Raw genomic sequence first — 25,130 nt, forward strand, 5'->3', positions numbered from 1 at the left:
TTTACTTAAAGTAAAAAATCCCTGAAAGGATAAAATCAACATCCTATTATTTTAAACAGAATATTAAACAATGAGTCAAAATATAGAAAAATTAAACAAAGTTTTAGCCTTCGTGAAAGACACCTTCGTCGGTAAAAACGATGTCGTGGATCTTCTCGGAATATGCCTTTTGGCAAGGGAAAACGCATTTCTCTACGGTCCTCCGGGAACTGCAAAATCAGCAATTGTAAGAACGTTGGCGAAAACCGTAACCGACGGCAAAAACTTCGAATATCTTTTAACACGTTTCACAGAACCGAATGAGATTTTCGGTCCTTTCGATATCAGAAAACTGAAAGAAGGAGAGCTGTTTACCAATACCGACGGAATGATGCCCGAAGCGTCAATGGTCTTTCTGGATGAGATTTTCAATGCCAACTCTGCGATTCTGAATTCACTTCTGATGGCTTTAAATGAGAAGATTTTCAAAAGAGGAAAGGAAACCAGAAATCTCCCTGCATTAATGTTTGTGGGCGCAAGCAACGTTCTTCCTGAAGATGAGGCTTTAAATGCATTATTCGATCGTTTTCTAATCAGAATCAATGTTGATTACGTCAATCCTGATCTCCTTCAACAGGTGCTTTTGGCAGGGAGACGACTGGAAAATATTTCAGAAAGTGAAAGTCCGGAAATTCTTGCCAATGAAATCAAAGAACTTCAGCAGCTTTGTAAAACTGTTGATTTAAAACCGATCTACGAAGTTTATTTAAACACTATTATCAACCTTCGGAATACAGGAATCGCCATTTCCGACCGTCGTGCTGTGAAACTCCAAAATCTGATTGCTGCGAGTGCTCTGATTTGCGGACGAAATGAAGCAATTCTTTCAGATTTATGGGTACTGAAACACATTTGGGACACTGAAGAACAGATTGAAATTCTGGAAGGAATCATCAACAGGACCATTGAAAAAGATGATAATCCAAAATCCCATCCTCAGGCTTTGCAAAACAAAGCTCCGAATCCGGAGGAGGTGATGAAAGATGTAAAAATCTTAATAGACCAATGGCAAAACGGAAATTTAACTTTTGAGGAGCAGAATGTGATCAAAGACAAACTGAGATACCTGCAAACCCGCTGCGACTGGATCAGAAATCCTGAGCAGAAACAGTACATCCAACAGGAAATAGAAAGCTTATGGCAAAAGATCCTTCAGGCGGTTTAAAAGAATTCTGGGCAGAAATTCCTAAAGCTGATGAAGATTTTTTGGGCTCCATCCGCGACTGGAAAAATATTCACATCGCCACAGATGGGGAAGTGATCTGGCTGAAAGGTTTCACCGACGAACAGGCTGTTTCGCCCGAAATTCAGCAGTTGCCCAACTTTATTTTATACGAATTAAGAAACGGACTTTTATTCCGTAGAAATGCCTTGGTTCCCACAAAAAAAATGCGAACGGCTTTGCTGTGGACGGTTATTGACAAAGCTTTAAAACTGACTTTTCCCATTTTAAATAATAATTTCTTTGGAATAGACGAAAGAGTAGAGGTGAGATTAAAACCAAGCGAAAACGAACAGTCTGCAACCGCTTTGCTGTGCTCAATTGCTGAAATAAAAGACATCATCATCACATTGCCAAAATTTAAACTGGAAAAATTAGATTGGATTGTTATCAACGATAAAGCATTATTTTTAGGAAGTCCGATGTTGAGCCTGAGAGGAAAAACGTTCTGGTCAAAAGACAATCATCTTTTGCCGACAGGTTTTGATTTTGAACTTAAAAATATGAGTTCATTACTTCAAAAAAAATATAACTCAAATCAGGAACAATGGCTTTTGTGGAACGAAGATGGAACTGTTTTGTATCTCAATAAAAAAGACTTCCGGAAACTTTCTGTAAGCTCATTCCGTCTCACCGAAAAATCTAAGGAATGGATGTAAAAGAATATTTTCAGTCCTACAAAGATTATTTCTGGGAATGGCAAACCGATAACGATATTCAGGATGATTTGCACCCTCTGGCCAGTCACAACATCGTTTATTTTCCAAACGTTGCCTCGGTTGTAGGATATCGCGTTTACATTATTGAAATTCTGAAAGAATTACAATTGCAGGGATGGCCGCCGTTTGGAGCTTTGCTTTTGGTTTTGTACGCCACTCAGGATGGCTACAAACAGCTGAGAACTTTGGTCGACGAACTGAAAAAACACATATCTAGAGAGGAAGTAGAGGCATCGTACAATGAAGCTGTTTTTTTACTAAAAAAACTGGAGATTTTAGACCGTAAATATAAAACCGGACGAAACAGAATCTTTCTGATTCAGGCTTTATTTGCCGGAAACAAGATGAGCCTCACTTTCTCAAAATCAAAAGAACTGTGTGATAATTACGTTTCCCGACCCGATATTGTTGAGAGGTCTGCCAACGTATTGGAACTTACCAGTAAAGTGTTCAGAAAGGATATTAATGCACTTGCTGAAATAAATAAAAAGTTTCCGACCACAGAATCTATCGAAAAAGCTTTGCAGGGAGTGATTGAGATTCCCGAGCTGGAAGACGAAGTGGTAGAAGAAGAAACCACTGCAGAAACCGACAAAAATTTTATCCAGGAACTTATTGAAGAACCGAAAACTTTTCAGGTGGGAAGTTTAATCAAAAGAATATGGAGCGGACTGAAAATTCCGATGCGTCATCTCTCTCCGGGCGAGCAGCCGATTGGTGGGGTTTCGGATATGACTAACAAAGGAGATTTCAGCAGAATGCTTCTGTCTGAATTTGCCAATGAAGATGAGGTTTTCATGAACCGTGTCGCCAACAACGAAGCATTATACATTCAAAGAGAAATTCCGCCTGAAGAAAATGTTTTTGAAAGGATAATTCTCATTGATACTTCGCTGAAAAACTGGGGAACACCGAAAGTTTTGGCGTTTGCGTCTGCGATTGCTGTCATCAAACATCCGAAAGCGCATTCGGAATGTAAGGTTTTTGCTTTAGGACAATCTACCACTCTCATCAATCTTGATAAAGTGGATGAGGTGATCGAAAATCTGAATCACGTGAGTCCGGTTCTGGAGGTTTCAAAGGCTTTGCAGAAGTTTTTTAATGAAGAACATACAGAGAAAAATCTGGAAGTTTTTTTTATCACTCATCAGGAAAATTTAAGTCATCCCAATCTTCAGAAAGTCATCCATGAAAATAGGGATCAGCTGAAATTTCTGGTAACAACCTCTGCAGACGGCGAACTCAATTTTTATAAACATCACAAAGGAACCAGAAAGCACGTTCAGAAAATGATGCTTCCTTTGAATGAATTATGGGCGAATCCGCCAAAAGGCAGACAGAATAAAAATAATAATACTTCTCAAACCGGCAGCAGAGCATATTTTCCAATGAATTATCCGTTGCTGTTCCCGATTTCGCAAAACAGAATTGCCACATTTTTGTATGAAGGAGAATTTTATATTTTAAGTTCTAAAAAACAGTTGCTGAAGACCTATCTTTCCAACAATTATTATCACAGAGACTACTACGATCATTATAAAATTCATCGTGGGGCTGAAGTTCTTTTTCAGGAGATTTCTGTAAAGCCGAGAGGTCAGTTTGCGCTGGCGAAAAATAAACAGCAACAGGTTATTTTGTGCCAATATCAGCCTGCTAAAAGATTGATTTCAAAATTAAACATCATTACAGGAGAATATTCAGAACTGAATCTGGCAGGCCGTCAAATCCCGCATAATCATAAGTTGCTGTATTTTAACAAAAATTTTCATCTTCATTCGAATGATATTCCCTACAATTACTTTATAAATATTGAAGGCGATATTTCACTGGAAGAGGCTACAGATCATTCTTCAGAAATTGATAAAAGCACGGTTAAAGTTGAGGCAGAGCTTAATAAACTCAAGCGTTACGGAACAAAAATCATCAGCAGTTTTAATCATATTGGTATTAATGCTGATCAGAATTTGGTAGTTTCAAACAGGGAATTGTTTCTAAATTATGATGATGCCTTGGTCTTTGATAAAAACAGAAAAGCAGTAAGAATTTTTGCAAACCAGTATAAGAACAGATTTACTTTTTCCGAAGGCAGCGAAATTGTCGCAGATTCCAGAGGAATGTTAACTTTTAAAAGCATTGATAAAGAAATCGGTCATTTTTACATTCCTTCAGTGCAGATGGAATATTTGGCCATTGCAACCTCGAATGAATTCGGTGGCTCAGAATATTACTTGCCGGAACATCATCTTTTGAAAATCAGAACAATTGAAGAGATGATTTCAGATTATCTTGAACCTTTTATTGATCATATTTTACAGTATGGAACTGAGAATTAAACCTTTTCCGAAAAATACTTATCCCAAAAAAGGACTTTTAATTAAAGGTTCCTCGCCATTGATGTGGCTTCATGAAATGGAGATTCTGGGGATTGATTTAAATGAAGTTCAGTCATATCCGATTCCGTCGAACGAGCCCAATATTTTATACGGATGTTTTCTTATTTTTAGACACCACGCACCTGCGGAAATCGGCAAAAATGCTTATTTTCAAAGTGTTGACGACAAACTTTTTATTCCCGAAAACACTTTTTTTTATCCCAAAATAAATCCTGAAGACTGGAAAAATATCGTTGCGGATTACATTGTGATGCACCCTGATTTTGGTTTGGCGAAATTAAATATGGAAATTGATTGGCTTGCAGTCATTCAGAATCCTGAACTCAGTTTAGATAAAGTAAAAAAACCGTCCAACGGAGTGGAAATTCCTTCTGAAATCAAAAGTTTCATGGTGGAAATGGATGATGAGAAAGTGTTGGAAGCCCTCCAAAAGCCGCAAACTGAAGAAGAGTGGATGAAAAATCTGCCTTTCGATATGAAAAAAGTAATGGCGGGAAATAAAAAAGAAATTGAAAAATACCTGAAATACATAGAAAAGCATCCCGAAAGAGCTGTAGAATTGGGCGTTCCGCTTGATATCATGGGAACTTCAAGAGGTGATGGTTTCAGCCAGTATAAATTTGCCAGCTGGTTTGAGAAAATTTTCGGAAGAGGATCATCTTTAGGAGGGGACGGTTCGTCAAAAGGCGGAAGTTCAGGAAATTACCGGTGGATTTTTTATGTAGTTCTGATTGTTTTCGGGATTTCAAGAATATTTTTCTACCTGAATAAAGAAAGTTCGTCTGAAATATCTGAAAATCTCCACGCCAGCGACGCTTCAATAATGGAAGGCGCACCAATGCCTCCGCCTCCTGCGATTGCTTATGAGTCCGGCGTGACAGATATCGACATGAAAATTGATTCGATGTTTGGAGACAGGAGAAATCAGCTCAGAAAAGAAAACAGTGATGCAATGACGCTTCTGATGAGTTCTAAACGTCAAAAACTGTATGAGGAATATGTGAAAAACGGCGGCCGGCCGGTTGAAAAAATTCAGATGGAATATCTGGCAATACAGAAAAGAATAAAAATGGCAGAAGACTCGCTGAGAAATGTTTACAACGGTAAAATTGATAATTTTCTGGTGGAAAATGAAGCGGTTTTAACTGAAAAAATTACAGATTCTTTGAGAAGTGCAGGTTCTTCAAAGGTTTACGACAAAGTTTTTATTGCAGAAATTGTTGAGCGACAGCAGACTCCCGTGCGTGATTCTCTCTCTTACCGATACGGAACTAAAGAATATGTGCCACCGCCTCTTGCCATTCCGGAGGAGCCGTCTTCCATTCAGACTATGGAGCCGCTTTCTTTGCCTAAAAAATCTGTTTCATTCACAGAAATTATCGGACTTATTTTACTGATGACTGCTGTTATTTTCGGGTATTTATTTTTTGTACAGAGAAAATCGCTGGATACGGGAGGTGAAAATGTTCCGGCCGGAGTAAAAATCTTTCTGATGACCGTTTTGCTGGCTTTGCTGGTATATATTTTCTATCCCATCATCACAATGTTTGGCTACAACTGGTTTGTGTGGTTGCTCATCATCTGCGTTGTGCTGCTTCTTTACAGGCTTTTCAGGGAAGATAAAACCATTTTAAAATCTGATGACGATGAATAAGCAGAAATTTACAGAGAAGTTTTTCATGGCAGTTTTAATTTTGGCTGTCATTAAAATCATTGCCATTTTTGCTGAGCTTTTTCAGAAAACATTCTGGAGTGTCATCGGAAATCTCGCCATTTTTGTTGTGGTTGCCTTCATTATTTTACTGATCATCACCGGTCTCAAAGACAAGGAAAAATCAGGAGATGCGTCAGGAAGAGGAAGAAGTGGTGGCGGAAATTTCTACCTTGAAACTTCACTTTTCGACAGAATCCGAAATAAATATGAAGAATTGGCCGAGAAATACATCGCCGAAAAAGACTACACAAGAGCTGCGAAAGTGTACATGAATTTGCTTCAGGACAATTACCGCGGAGCCCAGACTCTGGAAGATGGCGGTCTGTACAACGAGGCTGCCGTAGTTTATCTTAAAAAGTTAAAAAATAAATCGGAAGCGGCATCGTGTTTTGAAAAGGCAAAACAATATCAAAAGTCCATCGAATTGTACAAAGAACTGGAGCAGAAAGAGAAAGTGGGAGATTTATACAGGATAATTAATGATACGAAATCTGCCAATTCTTATTATCAAATGGTCGTTGACGATTATGTGGGAAACAGCCAGATGGTTAAAGCTTCTTTGATTTACCGAAAGAAAATGGATGTTCCCGAAGAAGCACAGAAAATTTTGCTGAAAGGTTGGGAAGAAAATAAAGATGCTTTCAACTGTCTCAACAATTATTTTGTGAATGTTTCTGACGTGGAAGATTTAAATCAAAAAATTCAGAATTTATATCGGGAAACACCTTCAGACAGAAAATTAATTTATCTTGAAGCGATGAAGCATGAGTTTAAAAAAGACCAGAAACTTCAGGAAACCACCCGAAATATTGCCTACGAAATCATTGCCGAAAAAGTAGAAACCAACACAACCATCATCAACGAACTGAAACATTTCAATCCGCAGGATGAGGTGATTTTGAAAGATATTTCGAGGTACAAAACGGGGAGGAATAAAATGTTTAGGAATTGATATGAGTCTTACTATTTCATTTTTGTATTTATCAAAAAAAACTTTCAGTATCTCTAATACTGAATTGGGAAATGATGTATTTGGTTTTGAAATTTGTAGAAAAGAACTTTGGGGAAATCAAAAATTAAAAGATCTAGGATGCGAAATTATTCCGCAATTAAATGAGGGTGATCTGTATCTAATAAACGGTGAACTTCAAAGAACTTACGAAGATTGTCTAATCATTTTGAAGAATATTAATGCAATAAGTTTAGTCACAAATTATTCTACAGAGTTTATTGAATTTAGAATTAATAATTTGCTAAAGTTTATTGAAGTTGCTCTAAGAAATAAAAATGATTTAGGAATTAGTATATCATAAAATGGACAATACAAATAAATACATTTACCTCATTAAAGATGGTAAAAATCCTTATGAAATTGTAGGTGAAATGATAGATATTTACAATTCGCCACTGTTTGCAATAAAGAAAATCAGAGAAATCTATCCTAACCTTTCTTTAGTAGATGCAAAGGAAATAGTAATTATTGCAACTTCGGAGCACAAAAGTTTGGAAGATTATCAGGGAAGTTTGTTGCCTGATCTTGAAGAGTCTTTCAGAATAATTAATGGTGAAAGTGAAAATTTACAGTAAAATTTAAATAATTTGGGGCGGAAATTTAAAGATCTGCCCCAAATTATTATTTGAATAGTCTTCTGAAATTTAAATTACCGACAATCAATAAAATCAAGCTTAGTAAAACAAGCGAAATCACAGATTCCAATTTCAAAGGAGAAACGGGATTTTTATAATGTTTTAGACCAAATTTTTCCACCTCCGCCAGAGAAACTTTCTGTTCCTGAAAAATTACGGGATAAAAATGAAGCCTCACTTTTTCATGATAATCTCTCACAAAATTCTGAAAGTCTAAATGTGATTTTAAATCTGAACCAGCCAAAGAATTCACAGAAAGCTGCGTCTGAATCGTAGGAAAAAACAGTGCCACTACAGAGGCAAACTGCTGCCGGTTTTCCAGTTTATGTTCCATTGCTTTTCTGCTTTCCAAAGCCTGATCATCTCCCATTTGCTGCATTCCGTAATACCAGAACCATGAGAACGTTTTTTGTTCATCAAACGGATATTGCTTCAACTGTGGATAATGTTTATAAAATGGTTCCATCGTCACATTTTTGGGCAAATCCCATTTTTCGTGATAGCCCTGTCGCTGCTCCATTACATTTTTTAAAGCCTCGGGAACAGGATATTTTGCAGATAGATAGAGATTTAATGAAGCGGGAACGACGATGGCCAATCCGACCCATAAACCAATTAAAGATGATGCATTGAAATTGGATGTTTTTCCAAATGAAATAACGAAGAAAACTGCTGCAAACCAAAAAGTTAGATAGAGCAGAATCAATCCGAAAATCGAAAAGAAGATAAGGTCTAATTCAAGATTTAAATAAAACAAAGCCGCAGTCATTAAAACAAAAGCAGTCGCAAAAATCACCAAAACCCTTACCAAGAGCTTATTCCAAATGATCAGGTGAGGTTTTGAAGTCTGAGATCTAAGTAAAATCCAGACACCGTTTTCCTGTTGCGATGAAAGAATATTGTAACTCAATGCAATAATCACCAGCGGAAACAGGAAAATAAAAACAAAGCCAAGATCGATATTTCCCATCAGCAAACTTGACGGATTTGCAATATCAGTATCGTAAATCTGTCCCTCCAGACCCAGCATCGTGACGGAAATAAGATAAGGATTGATGTCTCGCTGTCCGTTCGAAAAAGCAGCCCATTTCGTTGCGGTGTTGGCAACTGAAAACTTGTTGTGATAAAAGAAAAGTCCGGTATCTTCGCCGAAATGTTCGTAATTATTCCCGGTGTTTTCTTTCTGTAAGTTAATGGCTTTCTGAACAACATTTTCCTGCCGTTCGATAAAAGTTTTCCCAAAATATAAACCGACAAAACCAGCCAGCAACAAAATGACGATGGCCGTGATCGAAGAAGTATTTCGAAAGAATATTTTGAGTTCAAATAAAAAAAGGTTCTGTCTCATGTTTAAATCGTTTTGATCCGTTTTACCGAAAATTGAATAGCGAAAATGCTTACCACCAACCAGAAAAAAAGTGCTGAAAATGCAGTCGAATTTTTAGAAACCGCCTCACTGATTTTGGTGAAATGATATTCAAAATCTTGCTGCGATGCCCAGTTGTTCTGGCTGATGATGTGTGGTTTTTCGTGCTCAGCAGGTTTTTCATTACTGATATGTTCGATCTGCAGCTGATTCATCTTTTGAGCCAATCCGTACCGGTATTGTTCGGCCTGATTTTGAAAATCGGTGTAGGTACTGTAGTCGGAAGCCGTCAGAATCATCGAAACTTCTTTCAAAGCAAGATAAGGATTAAGAAAACTGGCGAGTTTTGTGATACTGTTTTGATTTTCAAAGGTTTTATTTAAATTTTTCTGATGTCGGCTGTAAATATTTGATGTAATTTTCTCTCCTTCCGCCATAATAAAACCACCGTAGTTGAATGGAAGTTTCTTCACATCATCCACGTTGTATTTTTTCAGTAAAGAATCTTTGATTTTCGCATAATGCGGATCATCAGGATTGTGGCTGTCACCTTCTTTGCTCACATCTTCAGCAATATTGGCCAGAAAAGGAATTTTGGAAGGAGAAGGATAAATCTGATTTCCAACAGACTGTGTCACTCTCGGCATGATCACAATGAAAAATATCCAAGATGCGAGTAAAGTCGTCAGAGCAGGTCTTGAACCGGAAGACAGTGCTGAAACCAGAGCAGTAATCACAGAAATCACAAAAAAGTAAATGATATAACCGCCAATCAGCAGCAAAAGCCTTACAACAGAATCTCCGGAAAGCTGCCATTCACTTAAAATTCCCCATAAAATAATGGTGAGAATAATAAAAGGAATAAAAATTGAAAGCGATAAAGCCAGCAGCCCAAATGTTTTGCCCCAAAGCAAATCTTTCCACGTGGTATTCTGACACAATAAAATTTTCAAAGTTCCCGATTCCCGTTCTGCCGAAATGCAGTTGTACCCGACAAAAATAATGAGCAGCGGAAACAGAATCTGTAAAACCATTGCCACGCTCAGCTCTCCAAAACGGAGCATCCCGTTGGAGAAACTCGCTTCGCTGAAGTTGACGCTGTTTTGTTTGTGTGCTTCAAGAAAAATGGAAACGCCCGCAAAACTCTCGATTCCGAAATCAAAAAAACTGAGTTCATGCTTTTCCCGAAATGCAAGATAGCCGTAATGCGCCATTCTGTGCGGATGTTTGTCGGGATTCGCAAGCCATTGTTTTCTGACTTCTTTTTTATACTGAAGCCTTTGTTCGTTCTGTACTTTATAGTTTTTCCAGCCGACAAAAGTGGCCAGCACCAGCGAGAAACTGAGCAGAACCGCAAACGCAAAAGTCGCTTTGTTGCTGTAAGCCATCCTGAAACTCTGTCTGGCTATAATAAATATGTTGTTTGACATTTGATTTTAATTAATTAGAAAATCCGGATTGATCTAAATAGTCTGCAAATACAGTTTCTGCAAATCTGCCGCGGTGATTTCATCAGCTTTTAAAGTGTGAATCAGTTCACCACGTTTCATAATTCCGATGTGAGTGCCGACATTCACGGCATTGAAAATATCATGGGTCGCCATCAAAACAGATTTTCCTGAATCTGCGAGTTGCTTCACCAAAACGGTAAATTCTTCAGTCGCTTTCGGGTCTAATCCACTGGTCGGCTCATCCATTAAAATCAGTTGAGCATCTTTCGCCACGGCGATGGCAATTCCGACTTTCTGACGCATTCCTTTGCTGAAACCGCTGAGTTTTTTGTGGTGAGCATCGGTCTGTAATCCGCATTGATTCAGGAAATTTTCCAGTTCGTTTTTAGTAAAATTAAATCCTGCCAGTTTTGAAAAATAGCTCAGATTTTCAACAGCGGTAAGATTTCCGTACAACATCACCACTTCCGGAATGTAAGCGATATTTTTTCGGCGGTCGCTCTTGCTGTCGTTGATATTTTTACTGTTGAATAATATTTCTCCCGAACTGGCTTCCAGAAAGCCCAGAATTAGATTGATAGTCGTGGTTTTTCCCGCACCGTTCTGGCCAAGCAGACAGTAGACTTCGCCTGCATTTACCTTTAAATTTAATTGATTGAGCGCCAGATGAGCACCGTAACTTTTTGTAAGTGAAACAGTTTGTAACATAAGTTGATGTAAATAGATGATTGCCCCTTCTCAAAGAAAGAGCCTGAATTTTTTAAATGAATTGTTGAGGGTTTTTGACTTTTAAGCCAAATGAGAAAATGTCGGCGGCCCTTTATTGGCGCACGAAAGAAGATACGCACGGCTCTCGCCAAGCACAAAATAAGATTTTGAACTGAAAATATTCAGCTTCAGAATTGATATCTGTTGAATCTTTTCGGATAAAAAATCCGTTGACTGATGTTTAATAAAATCACAGAAATCACATTTTTCAGCCAAAGATTTGAAATGATTTGTCCCTGAATCTTTTGTTGAATCAGAATGAAATGCTGTTTCAGTTTCCGAATTGTGATGGTGGAAAAGCTTAATAAAATTGGCCTGCACAAAAATAAAAAGCAGAAAAACCGACAGAAATCGGATGAAAGTTTTGCTTTTGTATGTAGGATTTTTTGCTAACAAGACTTCAAAGTTAGTATTTAAAACTTGGAAGGCAAAATTTGGAAAGGATTGTTGAAAATAAATTAATACACTTTAAAAGGTTATAAACCCCAATCGATAGGCATTTGTTGAAATTTTTCCTGATCTGGTTTTCCGCTAAAAGGAAATTCCTGTAAAATTACGTATTGACCTGTTTTTGGATTAAATCGTCTCAAAGCTAACTGACAGCAATCGAATTTGAAACTTTTATCAGCAAAAAGTTGAACTGCAATTTTTAGCTGATCTTCTGAAAGATCCCGACCGATACTCACATGGGGTTGAGATATTTTGCTCATTTCTGTAACAGGAATTATGTTTCTTACATTCTTAGTTATATTGTGAATTCTATCAGTAAATTCAAAAGAAGTCAAAAACACAGCACATTTTGAAAAAGCCGAACAACTTAATTGATTGAATAATGCAGTAAAAGGAACCTCATTTTCTACAAATTTTTTTAGATATTCCTTGACACCCGTGAGTTGATTCTCAGTAGCTTCAAAACCTGCAATAGTGATATGAGCTAAAGAGTTTGGCTTGCATAATCACCAGCTTTTGATGTCAAATGTACTTTGAAGTTCATTACATCCTCAATTGTTTGAGCCAACGGATGGAAAATGATTGAATAAGTATATGGTTTTTTCAAGTATTTCATATCTAAATCGAAATTAAACTAAATTATAAGAAGAATTTTAAATTTTAATAGTGAAAACTGCAGGCCTAAAAATCTCAATAATCAACAATTATAGAAAAACATTTATCTTTGCATCAGTAAAATTATGACAATTCAAAGAGCACATATCAGTTTAAATCTATACGACAGCCCTTCAATAAAGGGATTTTCCGGATGTGAATACATGATGTGGGATGAGGCGAAATGTGCTTACTTTGAAAATTATTTACTGTAAACCTGTAAAAATTAAATCAAGATACAACAGAAACGCCTCGATAATCGGGGCGTTTTTTGTGTTTTTAAGGTCGAAATTATTTAGAATGAAAAAAAATTAAACAGAAATTGAAAATTTTTTAATGAAAAATGAACATTTAATACGATAAATAAGAGTGATTAATAAACCGATGAGAGACAGTCATTTAGGTATTTAAAGCATCTGCAAACTATTGCGGACAGGAATTCTTTATCCTAAAAACTAGATATAATTAGTTGATTTTCAAATAGTTAATCAAAAAATAAATTTGTGAGTTAAAAAATTTCATACTTACTTTGCAACCGAAAATTAAAAGCAACACGTTTTTAAGATTCAATAAAACATTTTTAAAACAGAACAAAATGAAACATTTACAAAACATACCCAATCAATATTCAAGTCTTAAGGGGCAAGATCCGAAAGGAAGTCTTATGCTTTGTCTTGATCGTGAATTTGTGGAGAAAAGGTGCTTATATACATGGGTCAGCTAATGAACTGACACGTTAGAATAGATACAGCACCTCCCGAAAAGAGGTGCTTTTTTTATGGTTTCTTTAGCTTATTTGGTAAAGCGTCGGTTTGTGGCACCGGAAAACAGGGTTCGATCCCCGAAGAAACCCCGAGGGTGAATGAAAAAATGGTCAATTGTGAATGGTGAATTTTGCTTCGCAAGTGAATTTTTAAAATTTCGTAAGCAGAGTTAATATAAAATTGACAGCAAAGCGAATTGACGATTGACAATTCACCAAATCAATCTCATAGCTCAATTGGTTAGAGCACCAGTCTTTTAAACTGGGGGTTGAAAGTTCGATTCTTTCTGGGATTACAGGATAGTGAATGAGTGAAATGTGAATTTTGCTTCGCAAGTGAATTTTAAAAATTGACAAGCATAGCGAAATGACAATTGACAATTCACTCCAACTTAATATAAAGATTCACGGAAAAATTTCCAATCCGACTGTCTCTCGGAAAAGAATTTTGAAGTGAATCTGAAAACTGGAAAGATAACGGTGGTTGTTTACCCGCCTTGGACGCGGGAGGTCATAGGTTCGAAATGCGAAGCATTCGTGAATACCTTTAAAAAATAATAAATAAAGATAATGAACAATCCTGCTTTCCAGACAATTTGCTCCATTAGCATAGAGGTTAGTGCATTCGGCTTTCTACCGAACGACAAGGGTTCGATTCCCTTATGGAGTGCAATAGATTTCGTAACTCAACGGATAGAGTATAGGTTTTCTAAACCTAAAGTTACAGGTTCGAATCCTGTCGAAATCACAATTAATTTATGTTAATTGGTTCAAAGAGAGAAAGAAAAGGTTTGTCAAGAGCAGGAGTTCTTTATATAAAACACAAATTACAATAGACGGACTTTTTCTTAACTCGAAATTGAAATTTAAATGAAAATCGATTATCATTCATCAATGATCATTTATAAACTTGATGGTTCGCCGAAGTGGGAGAGTCGGGCGGTCTGCAACACCGTTGTGAAAACTGAGTGGGTTCGAAATGTGAAACATTCGTGAATTCAAATAAAAAAAATAAAAATGGTTATGAACAATCCCATAGCCATCTCAAATAACTAAAATGAGATTAGTTTCGAAGAAAAAATTAAAGTTTGTCGAGCTCAGAAGTTCTTATATCAAACCAAAAATAAAAGACAGGCTTTGTTTTTCTTCACCAAAAATATAAGTAATGAGTAATCTGCAATGAGTAATATTTCTGATTACCAATTACTTATTACTCATAAAATTTGTGGTATGGTGGAAATGGTAGAGATACTTGATTTAGGCTCAGGGTTCTGGGGTTCGAGTCCCTTTTTCCGTACAAAAATTGCCTCTCTATTCCAATTGGCAGAGAAAACGGCTTTAAACCCCGTAAAGTCCCAGTTCGAATCTGGGGAGAGGTACAAAATATAAGTAATAAGCAATGAATAATTATTGCAAACACAAATTGAAGTATGATTTTAATATTACTAATTACCAATTACTCATTACTTATAAATTGATTCATAGTGTAATTGGCAGCATACAAGACTTTGACTTTTGTTGTTCAGGTTCAAGTCCTGATGAATCAACAAAATTTTATGCTCAATAATTAATATAGTATGAAAAATCACTCATTACCAATTACTTATTACTCATACTGTCGCGGAGATGGCGGAACTGGCAGACGCACTTGATTTAGGCTCAGGAAATTGAGGGTTCAACTCCCTCTCTCCGTACGATTATGTGGAAACACATTATTTCAATTTAATAATTTAACAAAACAAATTCAAAAAATGTAGAAAAAATGGAAACGCAACAACAAACATGGCAAAACATGACCGGAAAGATTTTTCAAAATTCTATCACAACATTGGTAGAAGAAGCCATCATCCGCGAACTAGCCAACGGACACCGACTGAAAGTTTGTGTGGGTTCAGATTCCCATGTGTATGGTGATGAAATCAGTTATGCAACCGCAGTTGTTGTTATTCGTGAAGGAAAAGGAGCGTTTACCTTTATCAGAAAGCAAAGAGAATTTCAGAAAATCAGCATCAAAGAACGAATGCTGAACGAGGTTAACAAATCTGTGGAAATCGCTTATGCCATCTGCTCTGTTTTGGAAATGTACGATGTGGAAATGGAAGTTCACGCCGATATCAATACAGACCCAGATTTCAAATCCAATGTCGCTTTGAAGGACGCAATGGGATATATTTTGGGAATGGGTTACACTTTTAAAGCAAAACCCTTTGCATTCGCAAGTTCAAATTGTGCTGATATGATGGTATAAAAGCGGGAAGATGGGGGAGGGAAGCGGGAAGTTTGGCAGTATGATGTAGACTTCCAGCGTCCAGCTTCTAAATTCCATCTTAAAAATATAAACTTAAAAAAAATGAAAACAATTTTGATCATTAACGGAGAAAAATACTGGAAAGATTATTTTGCAGGATTTAATGTGGTTCAGAAGAGAGTTCAGACCTCAGAATTTATCATAAAAGATGCTGAATTGTATGTTATTGATGCAGATGGAGTCTGCAAACCGGATGTGATTTTTTGGAGATTGGGAGCTGTAAATCCTGAAGCAAAACACAGAACTATTTTGGAATTAATTGAATATTCAGGTATTCCTTGTGTGAATTCAGCTTCAACATTATTAATGGGGTATGAAAGATTGTCAATGTTAAATAGATTGAAAAAATTGGGATTACCTGTTATTGATTTCAATGTAGCAACCAACACAGCTCAATTGAAAAATTTGGAAATGCAGTTTCCTTTTGTGGTTAAAGTTGGAAATCATCACGGTGGATATGGAAAAAGCTTGGTTTCAACCGAAGAACAATGGGAAGAACTGAAAGATTTACTCTTTATTCATCAGGATTATGTGACAACAGAGAAATTTATTAATTATAAATATGACATTCGTTATCTGGCTATAAATGATAAAGTTTGGGCAATGAAAAGAAAAGGCAAATATTGGAAAGCCAATTCTTTAACCCAAGAATATCAAATCGTCGAGCCGGAAAAAGAATGGATAGAAAAAGTGAAACTTTTACAGGAAAACATCAAAGCAGATATTGTTGCCATTGATGTTCTGGAAAAAGAGAACGGAGAAAAAGTGATTTTAGAGTACAACGATATTCCTGGACTCTCAGGATTTCCCGAAGATGCAAAACTGGAATTGTCAAGTACTGTAAAAAGTAAATAAAGAACCTTTAAAAACCAAGACCATGTATTTCTTAATCCAGGCAAATGTGTATTTAGACCCAGACCATTACAAAATTTTTGACGCTTTGGAAGAATTAAACATTGATTACGGGGTAGTTAATATTCCTCCCAATGCTGAGAAAATAGACTTTGATACAGACCGAAAAGATGTTTTTGTCTATGGATCGGTAACGATTGCGAGATTGGCAAAACAAAATACCGACTGGTTTCCGTGCTCGTTTTATGGCGGTAACCATTTGTATGAAGTTTATTCTCAATATTATGGTGAAAATCTGCTCAATTATAAAGTTTCTGTTCATAAAATTTCGGAAGCGTTGATCTGGGGGAAAGGAGAAATTAAATTCATTAAACCTTACAATGAAGCTAAAATCTTTACTGGACGCGTTTTCAACGAAACAGAATGGAAAGACTTCGTTTTTGAATCATTGGAAAATCAATCCAACAGAATTACAGAAGATTGTTTGGTTCAGATTTCTGAGGCAAAACAAACGATTAAAGAAGTAAGACTTTGGATTGTTGGCGGACAGATTATTGATGCAGGATATTATAAATTCAATGACAATGCACCTTTCGAAGAAAATGTTTCACCAGAAGGATTGTGTTTCGCCAATGAAATGATTCAGATTTTTAATCTTGAAAAAGCCTTTGTAATGGATATTTGTTTAACAGTTGAAGGCTGGAAAATAGTTGAAATGAATTGTATCAACAGTTCCGGATTTTATCCAAACACCAATGTGAAAAGTATTATCAAAGCATTAAATATTTACTTTTCTTAATTGAAAAAAATTTAATAAACAATTTATGATGAAAAATATAGTTGCATTATCGCCTGTCTTTACTGAAGACAGTATCAATTTGAAACACGCATCAATTGGCTCAGATTACAGTTTGAATCGGTTTGATCTAAAATGGAATGTTCCAAAAGAATTCAGAAATGATGTAATTGCAGTTTATGGCGAAGATATTTATGCTGAAATTGTTTCCAGTCAATGCGATTTGACTTTACTGAAAACTGAAGATAATTGGTTGTCAAATATTTCAGAAAAATTCACCAAACGTAAAATTCAATATGGTCAGTTGGAGCAGTTTATCAATCATCAGAATATTTTTATTAAATGTTCAGATTTTAAAAGTTTCAAAGCCGGAGTTTATGAGAATGTTTCTGATATGAAAGGATTTGACAGTCTTGATCAACAAAGTATGGTGTTTGTTTCTGATGTTGTAGAGTGGCTGCTGGAAGTTCGTTGCTTTGTTTTAAACGGAAAAATTGAAACATATTCTACGTATTGGAGAAATAATCAATTTGACACGAATGGTTTATCTGATTCTGAAGAAATAGAGCTTTTCAGTTTCTTCGAAAGTTTTGTAAAAGACAATTCAGATTCTTTACCAATTTCAATTGTATTGGATTTTGGAATCATAAAAGATAAAGGTTGGGCATTGATAGAAGCAAATCCAGCTTGGTGCTCTGGTTTATACGCCTGTAATGCTGGAAAAGCACTTGATGTAATTATTAAAAGTTGTACTAAAAATTAAAAAAAGCATGGAAAAGGAAGCTGCACATTGAAAGTTTTACAGCATATTAAAACTTCCAACACCCAGCTTCCATCTTCCAGCATCCTAAAAATGAAACAAAATATATTTTTTACGGCAGACCATCATTTTGGTCACGCCAATATTATAAAATTTTCCGAACGGCCTTTTGAGTCGCTGGAACAGATGAATGAAGAACTTATCAAACGGTGGAATGAGAAAATCGGTAAAGATGATACAGTCTACCATTTGGGTGATGTCAGTTTGGGCAAACCGGATTTCACAAAAGAAATTCTGGATCAGCTCAACGGCAAAATCCATTTGATAAAAGGCAATCATGAGTATTCCGCACTTCGACTTCCCGAAAGGTTCGAATGGATAAAAGATTACCACGAATTGAGAATTGATGAACCGGAAAACAGCAATGGCAAACAGAAAATCATGCTTTTCCATTACGCGATGAGAACGTGGAACGGCTCACACCGCGGAACATGGCAACTCTACGGTCATTCGCACGGAACTTTGCCAGATGATGAAATGGCTTTAAGCCTCGACGTCGGTGTTGACTGCCACAATTTTTATCCGCTTTCCTACGAAGAAGTGAAGGAACTGATGAAGAAAAAGAAATGGACGCCGCCGTTTGCGCCGAGAAATTAGCGAGACGGAAGTCTGAAGCTGGGAGCTGGAAGAAAAATGCGAATTGCAAAACTTGCAGCCTCCATCTTCCCACTTAAAAACAAACAAATGAAAACAACAGATAAAATATTAATTATAGACCTCGAAGCCACGTGTTGGGATGACCGCCCGCCGATTGTACAGGTAAACGAAATCATAGAAATCGGAGTGTGTATTATGGATACAAAAACCGGTAAGATTTCACACAATGAAGGAATTTTAGTGAAAACTAAATACTCAAAAGTAAGTCCTTTCTGTACGAAACTGACTTCCATTACGCAGGAAATGCTCGATGAAAAAGGCGTTTTTCTGGAAGATGCTCTGGATATTCTGAGGGAAAAATACAATCTTGAAGATTTGACCTGGGCAAGCTACGGAAACTACGATCTGAGTATGCTTAAAGAACAGACCAGAAAATTCAACCTCGATTATCCTTTGAGTGATGATCACGTCAACGTGAAAACATTATTCGCTCAGCTGCATCCCATCAGAAAAAGTGCAGGAATGGACAAAGCTCTGAAAGAGTTGAAATTCCCTTTGGAAGGCACACATCACAGAGGAGTTGACGATGTAAAAAACATTGCGAAGATTCTGTTTTGGTGTCTGCAAAGAACTTAATTGCAAAATAATTTAAAATTTTTAGTAATTAATTTTACTACGCAAAATGATTGCGCAATAAGGGTTTTACTTTGCATCAGAAATCAGAGAGGAAGTGATAATCCTCCAAAATGTTTAACCATAAAAACAGTAATTATGAAATCGCCATTAACAAATTTGTAAATGAAAACCAAATATGTTAGGCGATAACATATGACCTTTAAAACCAATAAACAACTGCATATGAAATTTAATTTTTTAAGAAAATCAAATAACCTAGTAACCAACTACGAAGGTGCAAAAGCTTACAAAATGGCACCTGCAGAAGAACTATACAGTGCTGTTGTTACAACAGGATTATCCAACGCAACCTATGAAAAAGGAAATGACAGATTGGCGAGAATACAGTCTCTGATTCAGAAAAACGATCCGGAATTTGTTGCAAGACTGGCGGTTTATGCAAGAAAAGATATGTATCTGCGTTCGATTCCATTGGTTTTGACGACCGAATTGGCGAAGCAGACTTCAGGTACGAACCTGGTAAGCAAAACCGTTGACGGAGTAATCCAAAGAGCCGATGAAATCACAGAATTGCTGGCGTACTACCAATTGGCAAACGAAAGAACAGAAACAAAAAAATTGAACCGACTTTCAAAACAAATCCAAAAAGGTTTGGTAAAATCTTTCAATAAATTTGATGAATACCAGTTCGCAAAATACAACAGAAAAGCGGAAGTGACTTTGAAAGATGCCTTGTTTTTGGTTCATCCAAAAGCAAAAGATGAAAATCAGCAGGTCATTTTCAACAAAATCGTCAACGACTCGTTGGAAACGCCTTACACGTGGGAAGTTGAGCTTTCTGTTTTGGGTCAGACGAAATTTGCTGATGATGCAGAAAGAAAATTAGCCTTCAAAAACAAATGGGAGGAATTGATTTTCAGCAACAAACTGGGTTATATGGCGACTTTGAGAAACCTTAGAAATATTCTGGAAGCCAACGTTTCTTCGGATGCGATGTACAAATTGTGCAGCTATTTGTCAGATGAAAAAGCGGTAAGAAACTCAAAACAATTGCCATTCAGATTTTTGTCGGCGTACAGAGAATTGAAAAACATCGATTCAAAATACATCTCATCAATCCTCGAAGCATTGGAAGATGCAGTGATGGTAAGTGCAAAAAATATCAAAGGTTTTGGTTTCGAAACTTCAGTCGTGATTGCGGCAGACGTTTCCGGTTCGATGCAACAGCCTGTTTCTCCGAAATCTAAAGTGTTGCTGTACGATATCGGTCTGCTAATGTCGATGATGTTGCAGTCGCAGTGCAAAAACGTGATCACAGGTATGTTTGGTGACCGTTGGAAAAGAGTTCCGATGCCGAAAAACGGTATTCTGAGAAACGTGGATGCATTCTACAAAAGAGAAGGCGAAGTCGGCTATGCCACAAACGGTCATCTCGTGCTTGAAGATTTGATCAACAAGCGGGAAATTGCCGACAAAATTATGCTGTTTACCGACACTCAAATGTGGGGTACCGGTGGATTTACCAACGCTTTCGAAAACTCGTGGAGCCGATACAAAAAAATCAATCCAAACGCGAAATTGTATATTTTTGATTTGGCAGGTTACGGAAAACCACCGTTGGATGTCAGAAGAAATGATGTATATCTTATCGCAGGTTGGTCCGACAAAATTTTCGATGTACTGAACGCTTTGGAAGACCGAAAATCTGCAGTGGAAATGATTAAAAAAGTAGTGCTGTAAAAGGCACTGCTTTACATTATGATTGATGAATTATCAGTGATAATTGATAAAAAGAATGAATTTTTAGGAGCTGTTTCCCGCTTTCCGCTGTATCTTTTTTGTTATTGCGAATAAAGTGGATGAATTAGTTGAACTGTTTTGCAATCGCAATATCAAAAAAGGATGCCGCTGCAATCGGGGCTAGTGAGCAATTCGAAGAGATAACTGATAAAAAACATTTAGTTTGTCATGCTGAAGGCATCTCAATAACTTAAAATTGCATTTTAGATCCTTTTAGGATGACAATCATTAAATAAAACAAACCAATGCCGTAAGAAAAGAAATCCTTCGACTTCCAATTGACACAGAGTCTTTTCGCTATATCGCTCGGTTTAAACTAACCAATGTCGTAAAATAAGAGTTCCATCGTCAAACTTAAAATTTGAACAACATTCAAAAACTCTTATAACCTGTTACTTGGTTTTAATTTAAAATAATTTCAACTGCGTAAAAAGAATGCGCGCTAACAAATTAATTTTGCAACAACAAAAAACAATAATCATTAAAATTTAAATTAAAAAGTAAGTGTCGTAAAACAGAATTTCTTCGTTTAAGGGACAGCAATACAGGTTCGACTCCTGTTTCCGAAAATTCGGGATGGTGTAACGGTAACACTCTGTCAGTAAGTCTCTGTTTGATTTTTTACCTTACTTTAAAAAATATCCGATGCCGTAAAAAAGAGTTCCTTCGACTTTCATTGAACAAAAAACTCTTTTTATCAATTGCTCGGTTTTAAAAAAACTAATCAAGTGTCGTTTTAGAATCATACTTCGATATCCAAACTTTGGGTCACGGGTTCGAGCCCTGTCTTTTCTTCGGGAAAAGTAGCTCAGCTGGTAGAGCAAAAGCATTGAAAGATTCTATACTTTTTACCTTGATTTTAAAATAAAGAGTGTCGTAGAAAAGACTTACTTCGGTAAATCTAACGATCTTGGTTCAACTCCAAAAAGCAGGTCTGTAAAAGTCCTGTTAAATGTAGTTTTTTCGAATTTTACCTCTTTTTAAATTTAAATATAAGAATATGAATATACCAGAAAATTTCACTGAATTTTTGTATTGGATTAAGAAACGTACAGAAACTTTATGGTCAAATGAAGATGATTGTGTTCAAGGATTATATGGTGCGAAATGGCAACCACTTACTGAAGAACAGATTGATTCCATTGAATTAAAATATTCCATCAAATTTATTACTGAGCATCGGGAGTTTTTAAAGGTTCTCCATGCTATTGATAAAAAAGAAATTTTTGAATATGAGGATGAAAATGGGGAGGTAGTTTTGGAGGAACATATGTTATTTTATAATTGGTTGGATGATGAAGAAGAAATTCAACATAGGTTTCATGGTTTATCAGATTGGCTGTTTTTTGATGTGGAAGGAGGTAATGAAGTTTGGTTAAAATCATGGGGAATAAAACCAAAATCTGAAGCAAAAAGAAAAGAAGTTTTTGATGAATGGTTTTCTAAAATTCCTCAGCTTATCCCAATGTTGGGTCATCGTTTTGTTGTGAGTGATTCTAATTTGAAATGGAAACCTATACTTTCTATGTGGGGTACTGATATTATTGTAATGGGTTGGGATTTTAGAACTTATCTGTTAAATGAACTAAAAAATCATCTCGATATTCATATTCAGGTTTTTGATGAAGAAGACCAAATGTTTTATCCTGAATTATTACCGGAAGTGCAGGAGATTTTTGATCAGAACTTTAAATATGATGAATCAAAAGATGTTCCGTATCTTAAAGAAATGATGCTGTATTGGTCATCTGGATAGTCAAGCTTTGACATGAATTATCATCCTGAAAATTCGAAAATTCATCCAATTGTGAAAACATATAACGCTGAAGAAGAAATTTGAAAACAAAAACAAGTGCCGTAGAATAGTGTTACTTCGATATCACGACGGGGTCGCGGGTTCGAATCCCGTCTCTTCCACAAATAAAACACAATTTCTATTGGGAGAGTAGCTCAGATGGATAGAGCACGATACGCTTTTTGACTGTTGCCTTGTCTAAATAAATAAAAGTGTCGTAGAGAAAAGATACTTCGTCAACATTTGAAGGGGAGGAATAATGAAGCAGATAATTACTGCAAGATTATCCGGTTCGACTCCGGCAAGACGCTGCCCCGCTTTTCTTTTCTCGCTTTTACCTTTTATAGTTTTAATCCTTTCCGATATCCGGAGAGGATTTTTATGTTTGAGTTTTTGTGGAATTTATCTTATTGAAGTGAAATTTATTTTTAGTTTTGTGATTGATGAAAATTAGCTTTCGACTTTAATTCTAACAAAATAAAAACAAAAACCATGGAAAACAAAAAAGGAGGGATATTTTTCTTTGCCATTATCGCAATCATCGTAGGAAGTGCTTTGTGGAAGCAGATCGATTTTAAAACCATGACCGTAGACAAAATAGGATTGAGCATTCTCTATCTCTGCACGTTTTTATTTGCAGTTTTCTTTTTAGTCAGAAATCTTAGAAACCGCAATCAGAATTAGAAAAAAAAATGATTTAATACTTGGTTATTTTCCCTTTCTCTCCAAAATCTCAATCCTTTCCAAAATACTGGAGAGGATATTTTTTTGGTCAGAAGAAAGATAGCCTGCGATTCTATAAACTTCTTTTTCAGAAAATAGTTCTTTGTCAATCGCTGAAAGATACTGCAGATTTCCGTTGTCAATAAAAAGAAGCGTTTCAGGATTTTCTTCCATGAGATTTGACTTCATTAAAAAAAGAAAATCACCTGCTTTATAATTCGATAAAAGCAATTTATCATCTGCAAATTCATAGATTAAATCGATATTTGCCAATGCTTTTTGCAGTGAATTATATTTTTCATTATTGTCAATAGTATTTTCCTGATAAGGCAATTCTGAATTGAAGGAAAGCTGATATTTCTCAAAACTTTCTGGTTTATTTAAATCATCAACCGTCAGCGGAACAGTAAGAAATTTATCCAGATCGAGATTAAAGTAATGAACTACAGTTAGTAATGTAGCGATTTTGGGTTCTGAACGTCCTTCCTCGTACGCTCCTATTACGCCTCGGTTTAATTCAAATAAATCTGCGAACGCCTGTTGGCTTAATCCTTTTGCGTGTCTTATTGTTTTAATATTAGCTCCGAAATAACTCATGGGTTCTAATCTTTTTTGCAAATGTAAGATTAATTTTAATTAATTTGCTAATAATATTTGCATTTTAAGATATTTTTATTATATTTGTGAACATCCGATAAAAATGAAGTGGATAAATGAGTGTTTCTGGTCGGATTGTTTAAATATTTGAGAGGAATCAGGTATTTATTATAAAATGAATAATCTATTAATAATGAATTATGATTGATCAGGAGTTTTTACAGATAGCTTTTTCGCCGGTCAACACGGTTTTAAGTGTCTTGCTGATTTTGTCGGTCATTTACTGGCTTTTCACCATTATCACAGGTTTGGATATTGATATCGGACTGGATGCTGATTTTGATGCCGATGTCGACATTCCTGATGGTCACGTTCATGTTCCGGATGATGCTTCGGGATGGCTTCAGTTTTTGAAATTCCTGAATTTAGATATTGTGCCGATTACCTACTTTCTCACACTCTCACTTTTGTTGACGTGGTTAGGATCATTTTATCTCGAATCGTTTTTCTCCTTTGAAATCTGGGTTTCTGCTTTGCTGGTCATTCCAATATTTTTAGTCAGTATTTTATTAACGAAAATAATTTTAAAACCTTTAAATCCATTCTTCAGAGAAATTAACCATAAAGGCGAGATATCACATGATTTTCTGGGCCGGCAGGGAAGGTTGAAATCAACCATACATGGTGACAAGACCGGAATGCTTGAGGTTTTTGTAAATAAAGATCCGATGATTCTGATGGTGAGAAGCAAAGACGGCGAAGAGATAAAACACGGAACAACGGTTTACATCGTAGACGAAGACTGTGAGAAAAGAATTTATTACGTCGCAGAGGAAATTAAATTTTAAATGAAATTATGGTCACCTTTTTTATGCTGATGTTCAGCTATATTTTAGAATTACTTCTGTAATTAGTATTAATCATTTGTATTGTTAGGTGTCTTTGCTGAGTCAAACGCCTTTGCGAACGAAAGTATGCAGAACTATATGTAAACAAAATCTTTGCGCCTTTTGCGTTTAA

At 36.1% G+C, this 25,130-nt stretch carries 23 protein-coding genes and 7 tRNA genes; 25 read left to right on the forward strand and 5 right to left on the reverse strand.

What is annotated here, in order from left to right; translation table 11 throughout:
* The first annotated feature begins 70 nt into the window (after positions 1-70).
* The 7 genes from NG809_RS13555 to NG809_RS13585 are packed head-to-tail and all read left to right on the forward strand — an operon-like array spanning position 71 to position 7,674.
* Positions 71-1,204 carry an AAA family ATPase gene (locus tag NG809_RS13555; protein ID WP_262151481.1) on the forward strand — a complete coding sequence of 378 codons (1,134 nt, stop codon included), beginning with the start codon at positions 71-73 and terminating at the stop codon, positions 1,202-1,204.
* The gene (locus NG809_RS13560) at positions 1,177-1,920 is read left to right on the forward strand and encodes a hypothetical protein (RefSeq protein ID WP_262151483.1); all 744 of its coding nucleotides are present in this window, start codon (positions 1,177-1,179) and stop codon (positions 1,918-1,920) included. Before NG809_RS13555 ends, NG809_RS13560 begins: the two co-directional genes overlap by 28 nt.
* Complete coding sequence (locus NG809_RS13565; protein WP_262151485.1) at positions 1,911-4,313, forward strand: hypothetical protein; 2,403 nt, start codon at positions 1,911-1,913, stop codon at positions 4,311-4,313. The genes NG809_RS13560 and NG809_RS13565 overlap by 10 nt, the downstream gene beginning before the upstream one ends.
* Positions 4,297-6,027: an APC family permease gene (locus NG809_RS13570; protein WP_262151487.1), complete on the forward strand. Its 1,731-nt coding sequence runs from the start codon at positions 4,297-4,299 to the stop codon at positions 6,025-6,027. The genes NG809_RS13565 and NG809_RS13570 overlap by 17 nt, the downstream gene beginning before the upstream one ends.
* Entirely contained in the window at positions 6,020-7,039 is a 1,020-nt protein-coding gene (locus NG809_RS13575; protein WP_262151489.1) for a tetratricopeptide repeat protein, read from the forward strand. The genes NG809_RS13570 and NG809_RS13575 overlap by 8 nt, the downstream gene beginning before the upstream one ends.
* Position 7,040: 1 nt before the next feature.
* Entirely contained in the window at positions 7,041-7,400 is a 360-nt protein-coding gene (locus NG809_RS13580; protein WP_262151491.1) for a hypothetical protein, read from the forward strand.
* A gap of 1 nt (position 7,401) precedes the next feature.
* The gene (locus NG809_RS13585; RefSeq protein WP_262151493.1) at positions 7,402-7,674 is read left to right on the forward strand and encodes a hypothetical protein; all 273 of its coding nucleotides are present in this window, start codon (positions 7,402-7,404) and stop codon (positions 7,672-7,674) included.
* A gap of 46 nt (positions 7,675-7,720) precedes the next feature.
* On the opposite strand, the gene NG809_RS13590 is transcribed toward NG809_RS13585, so the two are convergent.
* The 4 genes from NG809_RS13590 to NG809_RS13605 form a co-directional block, all read right to left on the reverse strand.
* The gene (locus tag NG809_RS13590) at positions 7,721-9,082 is read right to left on the reverse strand and encodes a DUF3526 domain-containing protein (protein ID WP_262151495.1); all 1,362 of its coding nucleotides are present in this window, start codon (positions 9,080-9,082) and stop codon (positions 7,721-7,723) included.
* A 2-nt stretch (positions 9,083-9,084) separates the two neighbouring features.
* Positions 9,085-10,530 (reverse strand): ABC transporter permease, encoded by a 1,446-nt coding sequence (locus NG809_RS13595; protein ID WP_262151498.1) that lies wholly within the window; start codon positions 10,528-10,530, stop codon positions 9,085-9,087.
* 33 nt (positions 10,531-10,563) lie between these two features.
* Positions 10,564-11,259, reverse strand: a complete 696-nt coding sequence (locus NG809_RS13600) for an ABC transporter ATP-binding protein (protein WP_262151500.1) — start codon at positions 11,257-11,259, stop codon at positions 10,564-10,566.
* A gap of 536 nt (positions 11,260-11,795) precedes the next feature.
* Positions 11,796-12,248 (reverse strand): hypothetical protein, encoded by a 453-nt coding sequence (locus tag NG809_RS13605; protein WP_396124919.1) that lies wholly within the window; start codon positions 12,246-12,248, stop codon positions 11,796-11,798.
* Between the two features lie 261 nt (positions 12,249-12,509).
* Between NG809_RS13605 and NG809_RS13610 the strand changes: the two genes are divergently transcribed.
* From NG809_RS13610 to NG809_RS13690, 17 genes are all read left to right on the forward strand, one after another.
* Positions 12,510-12,638, forward strand: coding sequence for a penicillin-binding protein (locus tag NG809_RS13610; protein WP_262151504.1), 129 nt, complete (start codon positions 12,510-12,512; stop codon positions 12,636-12,638).
* 566 nt (positions 12,639-13,204) lie between these two features.
* Positions 13,205-13,275: transfer RNA gene (locus NG809_RS13615), tRNA-His, on the forward strand.
* Between the two features lie 133 nt (positions 13,276-13,408).
* Positions 13,409-13,482: transfer RNA gene (locus NG809_RS13620), tRNA-Lys, on the forward strand.
* A gap of 302 nt (positions 13,483-13,784) precedes the next feature.
* Positions 13,785-13,856 (forward strand) — tRNA-Glu (locus tag NG809_RS13625).
* Between the two features lie 5 nt (positions 13,857-13,861).
* A tRNA-Arg gene (locus NG809_RS13630) sits at positions 13,862-13,934 on the forward strand.
* A gap of 557 nt (positions 13,935-14,491) precedes the next feature.
* Positions 14,492-14,565, forward strand: a tRNA-Leu gene (locus tag NG809_RS13635).
* A gap of 96 nt (positions 14,566-14,661) precedes the next feature.
* Positions 14,662-14,733, forward strand: a tRNA-Gln gene (locus tag NG809_RS13640).
* 73 nt (positions 14,734-14,806) lie between these two features.
* Positions 14,807-14,880, forward strand: a tRNA-Leu gene (locus NG809_RS13645).
* 68 nt (positions 14,881-14,948) lie between these two features.
* Positions 14,949-15,434 (forward strand): ribonuclease H-like YkuK family protein, encoded by a 486-nt coding sequence (locus tag NG809_RS13650; RefSeq protein WP_262151506.1) that lies wholly within the window; start codon positions 14,949-14,951, stop codon positions 15,432-15,434.
* Positions 15,435-15,536: 102 nt separating this feature from the next.
* Entirely contained in the window at positions 15,537-16,349 is an 813-nt protein-coding gene (locus tag NG809_RS13655) for an ATP-grasp domain-containing protein (protein WP_262151508.1), read from the forward strand.
* Between the two features lie 22 nt (positions 16,350-16,371).
* The gene (locus NG809_RS13660; protein WP_262151510.1) at positions 16,372-17,145 is read left to right on the forward strand and encodes an ATP-grasp domain-containing protein; all 774 of its coding nucleotides are present in this window, start codon (positions 16,372-16,374) and stop codon (positions 17,143-17,145) included.
* Positions 17,146-17,173: 28 nt separating this feature from the next.
* On the forward strand, positions 17,174-17,905 hold the full coding sequence (locus NG809_RS13665; RefSeq protein ID WP_262151512.1) for an ATP-grasp domain-containing protein: 732 nt from the start codon (positions 17,174-17,176) through the stop codon (positions 17,903-17,905).
* 90 nt (positions 17,906-17,995) lie between these two features.
* Positions 17,996-18,559, forward strand: a complete 564-nt coding sequence (locus NG809_RS13670; RefSeq protein ID WP_262151514.1) for a metallophosphoesterase family protein — start codon at positions 17,996-17,998, stop codon at positions 18,557-18,559.
* Between the two features lie 87 nt (positions 18,560-18,646).
* Complete coding sequence (locus NG809_RS13675; RefSeq protein WP_262151516.1) at positions 18,647-19,195, forward strand: 3'-5' exonuclease; 549 nt, start codon at positions 18,647-18,649, stop codon at positions 19,193-19,195.
* A 222-nt stretch (positions 19,196-19,417) separates the two neighbouring features.
* On the forward strand, positions 19,418-20,935 hold the full coding sequence (locus NG809_RS13680) for a TROVE domain-containing protein (protein ID WP_262151518.1): 1,518 nt from the start codon (positions 19,418-19,420) through the stop codon (positions 20,933-20,935).
* 1,060 nt (positions 20,936-21,995) lie between these two features.
* Complete coding sequence (locus NG809_RS13685) at positions 21,996-22,751, forward strand: hypothetical protein (protein ID WP_262151520.1); 756 nt, start codon at positions 21,996-21,998, stop codon at positions 22,749-22,751.
* Positions 22,752-23,282: 531 nt separating this feature from the next.
* A complete protein-coding gene (locus NG809_RS13690) occupies positions 23,283-23,474 on the forward strand; it encodes a hypothetical protein (RefSeq protein WP_262151522.1) in 192 nt (63 codons plus the stop codon).
* A gap of 24 nt (positions 23,475-23,498) precedes the next feature.
* On the opposite strand, the gene NG809_RS13695 is transcribed toward NG809_RS13690, so the two are convergent.
* Complete coding sequence (locus NG809_RS13695) at positions 23,499-24,110, reverse strand: helix-turn-helix domain-containing protein (RefSeq protein ID WP_262151524.1); 612 nt, start codon at positions 24,108-24,110, stop codon at positions 23,499-23,501.
* Positions 24,111-24,310: 200 nt separating this feature from the next.
* Here NG809_RS13695 and NG809_RS13700 point away from each other — a divergent pair, with 200 nt between their 5' ends.
* Positions 24,311-24,958 carry a hypothetical protein gene (locus NG809_RS13700; RefSeq protein WP_262151526.1) on the forward strand — a complete coding sequence of 216 codons (648 nt, stop codon included), beginning with the start codon at positions 24,311-24,313 and terminating at the stop codon, positions 24,956-24,958.
* The last annotated feature ends 172 nt before the right edge of the window (positions 24,959-25,130 follow it).

It is taken from the genome of Chryseobacterium foetidum (assembly GCF_025457425.1).
Classification (GTDB): Bacteria; Bacteroidota; Bacteroidia; order Flavobacteriales; family Weeksellaceae; genus Chryseobacterium; species Chryseobacterium foetidum.